We start from the raw sequence: 3,137 nt of genomic DNA on the forward strand, positions 1-3,137 counted from the left end.
AGCTCGGTCTAGTCGGCTACGACCAGCGTGAGGATGGCAAATGGGGCTGGCAGATCACACCGCACGGGCGCGCTGCGCTTGAGCAGTCCGCCTAACCCCGCCTCCCCTTCTCTTACCTGAGGAGACAGATGATGAGCGAGCTTGCCGACGCTTGGATGCACACGGAGTTCATCGTGGCTCATATGCTGCGGTCGCCGCTGGCCCTCGCGATCGGCCATGCGGAATGGCTGCTGATCCTGATCTGCCTCGCCGTCTGGGTCTGGTGGCCATTCGGCTTGCTGGCTCTCTGGATCAGCCTGCGGCTCACGCGGGCTATCGGCAATGAGACATGGGACGAATTTGTATCTGACCCCGCCTAACCCCGGATCCTAGCCCATGTCCTCAGAAGACACCCATACCCTAAGAACCCGGCTTGCCGCTGCAGAAGCGGAGAGACTGCCGGATGAGATCGTGAAGGCGATCGACAGCCTGCATCATTGGGCTTTCATGCAAGGGGCGGTCCCACCGGGGACGACATCCGGCAACCGAGCCGAAGAGCTAGCATATGCCAAACGATCCGCCCTCGAAGTCACGATCCTCCGGCATCTGTCCGCCGCCCTCGCCCGTGCAGAGCGGGCAGAGAAGGCGCTGGGAAGCTTCGAAACGACGGGCAGCGACCTTCGGTGGCTGTCGCAAAACGTCCCGCCGGGCATGCCAGCGGAGCGCGCTGCGATTGATCGGCTCATTCGGGACCATAAGCGGATGCTCGCCGCTCTCTCTTCTGTTGCCGAGGAGGCTTGAGGGATGGGTATTGACCCCAATTGCCAGCGAGCCGGGAAGTGGTTCAGAGGCTGCCGGTTTGAGGCTCGCTACACATACGGCGCGGCTCGCGTTCTGACCCACGCAGAACTCTCAAACACGATCTTCGGTGACATGCCGAAGGCGTTGGCAGCATGCCGACCAGCCACCTACGTTCGCGATGTCTGCCGAACGTGCGGGCGAGTTGCTCCCTCCCCCACCCAGGAGCCCTGAATGTCCTCAGATGCAGCAGGAGTAGGACGGGGCGGGAAGCTGAGCGCTGATCAAATGAACGCGCTCAAGTCGCTCTCGACACTTAAGGGCGGTTGGCTCGCCTGTCGCCCGGGCAGCAACTTCATGCCGTACTGCTATTTGCAGACACCGAGCGGCGATGTTGACGGCGAACAAATGGAAAGCCTGTGGCGGGCTGGCCTGCTGTCTGCTGAGCCGTATTCTGGATCGCTCCGCGCATCACTTGGTGGCGGGGACTATGGACCTTACGGGCATATACCTGAGTTTGAGCTGAATTTTGATTGGACAGTCAGCCCCGCCGGCCGCGCAGCCTTATCACAAGGGGAGGAGACGTGATGCGACAGGACGTAATCCGGCTGCGGATCTATCTCGTTGGCGGGCAGACTCTGGAGCGCATCGTACCGGTGACGGACGGCGAGCCGGTCACGCAGGACTCTTTGGGATCCTTCGCGAAAACCATGCTCAGCCTCGACGGCCTTTGGCTCCCGGCCGGTGATCGTAGGGCAATCGCCATTCCGGCGATGAAGAACGTGGCCCTAATCGAGGCGGAAGGCGTCGGCGTTGGTGAGCAGATCTGACCGTACCCCTCCCCGTCATCTCGAAGCTCTCAGAGCCATCCAGGCCAATCCAGGCGGCTTACGGATCTCAGCCCATCCAACAGCGATGAAGGCCTTGGAAGTCATCGGCTACGTGGAGGCTCGGCCACCGAAGGCGAAGCCGAAGGAGATGCGGTGGTTCCTGACGCAATCCGGACGGGATCTGTTGAGGGCGTTGGGGGCGGGGGAAGCGGAATAGGCGGACGGGAACTCCGTCGAACAGGGGAAGCCGATGCAAGAGACGAACGAACAGCACGACGCGCGAGTGCAAGCGGCGCTCGCCGCATGGCGCGAAACTCTCCGCACAGCGACGGTCGACGAAGAGCCCGAGGATACCGAATGGGGCGCCATGGAAGCGGCCTTGCACGCCGCCGACGAGCTGCGCGCCGCCCGATAGGGCAGAGGGGAAAGAAGTCGAACTCGGGAGGTGAGAGGCCGATGGGCGTCTGTTCATACTGCCTGATGTGGCAGCGCGACGAGTGTTTCGGGTGGGATCAGGCCAAGGCTTGCGCCAAGATTTCCGGCCCCGACGATCCGAAGTATCTGACCCGAAAAGCTGAACTCATGGAACGTGATGCGAGCCAGCTTCGGCGTGAAGCGCGCGAGATTGAGTTTCGTGCCGGAGTGGAGGTCGGACACAAGCGCCGGGCCGCGGAACGGCTTGACGCCGAACGCGCGGCGCTGCTGGCGAAGATCGCGGGCGCGGCCTGAATAGGGCGGAGGGGGCAGGAGATGACGATGAAAACAGCCCGGTTGGAACAGACGCTTACACCGCCACCGCTCCGCAATAGACTCGACCTTCCGAACGGCTGGTCCCTGCGCTGGGGCGATCCGAAGACGCACATGACGTGCTCGCTGCACGACCCGGCCGGCGAGCATATCGGCAACCTGATGCTGGCCGACGCGGAGCGGTTCGCGGCGGCTATGAAGCCTGCGAGTTAGGTTCCGGTGGCAACCGCATGGCGCGGAAAATCAGGTCGATCATCGTCCGCCGGCCCTTCCGTCTCAAGGGCTTGGGGCGCGGCTGGCGATCCAAGCGGCTGTCAGGCTTCTGGCACGACAGCATGAGGGTCCGGCGGCCGAAGTAGCAGAGGGGGCAGGGTTTGATTAAGGGGTATCCATGATCGCGCTACCGAAGAACCGCTTCTGGCGACGCGTCATTTTAGAGCTTTCCGCCGTCGGTATCAGCACCGTGGCGATGCTCGCTTGCACGACCGCAATCATGGTCATTTGGGGCTGGCAGGCAGACACACGGTCAGCGCTCGTTATCGACGGGTTTGTGTGGGGTTGGCTGTCCCGACATTGGCGGGATTGAACGACCAGTTCGAAAGCGGGGGCATCCGCCGGCCCCAAGAACGCATTAAGGCCGCTCCAGCATTTGCCGGGCGGCCTTGTCTTCAAGGGCGGGGGAGAGGGGCTAGGAGGGTCGAATGTACGCGCTGTTCGCCGGGCTGATGTACTATCCCGAAGGCGGCTGGGGCGATCATCGGCTAACCACGCCGGATCTAAGTT

Annotated in this window: 7 protein-coding genes; all 7 read left to right on the forward strand. The window is 62.8% G+C overall.

Features of this window, described 5'->3' with window-relative positions; all coding sequences use genetic code 11:
* Nucleotides 1–131: 131 nt before the first annotated feature.
* Entirely contained in the window at nt 132–359 is a 228-nt protein-coding gene (locus MKK88_RS33555; protein ID WP_244008141.1) for a hypothetical protein, read from the forward strand.
* A gap of 16 nt (nt 360–375) precedes the next feature.
* Nucleotides 376–780: a hypothetical protein gene (locus MKK88_RS33560; RefSeq protein WP_244008143.1), complete on the forward strand. Its 405-nt coding sequence runs from the start codon at nt 376–378 to the stop codon at nt 778–780.
* Nucleotides 781–1,065: 285 nt separating this feature from the next.
* Nucleotides 1,066–1,365, forward strand: coding sequence for a hypothetical protein (locus MKK88_RS33565; protein ID WP_244008145.1), 300 nt, complete (start codon nt 1,066–1,068; stop codon nt 1,363–1,365).
* On the forward strand, nt 1,362–1,607 hold the full coding sequence (locus MKK88_RS33570) for a hypothetical protein (RefSeq protein ID WP_244008147.1): 246 nt from the start codon (nt 1,362–1,364) through the stop codon (nt 1,605–1,607). The genes MKK88_RS33565 and MKK88_RS33570 overlap by 4 nt, the downstream gene beginning before the upstream one ends.
* Nucleotides 1,608–1,857: 250 nt before the next feature.
* A complete protein-coding gene (locus MKK88_RS33575) occupies nt 1,858–2,022 on the forward strand; it encodes a hypothetical protein (protein WP_244008148.1) in 165 nt (54 codons plus the stop codon).
* A gap of 41 nt (nt 2,023–2,063) precedes the next feature.
* Nucleotides 2,064–2,336: a hypothetical protein gene (locus MKK88_RS33580; RefSeq protein WP_244008150.1), complete on the forward strand. Its 273-nt coding sequence runs from the start codon at nt 2,064–2,066 to the stop codon at nt 2,334–2,336.
* Nucleotides 2,337–2,363: 27 nt separating this feature from the next.
* The gene (locus MKK88_RS33585) at nt 2,364–2,567 is read left to right on the forward strand and encodes a hypothetical protein (RefSeq protein WP_244008152.1); all 204 of its coding nucleotides are present in this window, start codon (nt 2,364–2,366) and stop codon (nt 2,565–2,567) included.
* The last annotated feature ends 570 nt before the right edge of the window (nt 2,568–3,137 follow it).

It is taken from the genome of Methylobacterium sp. E-005 (assembly GCF_022829725.1).
Lineage (GTDB): Bacteria > Pseudomonadota > Alphaproteobacteria > Rhizobiales > Beijerinckiaceae > Methylobacterium.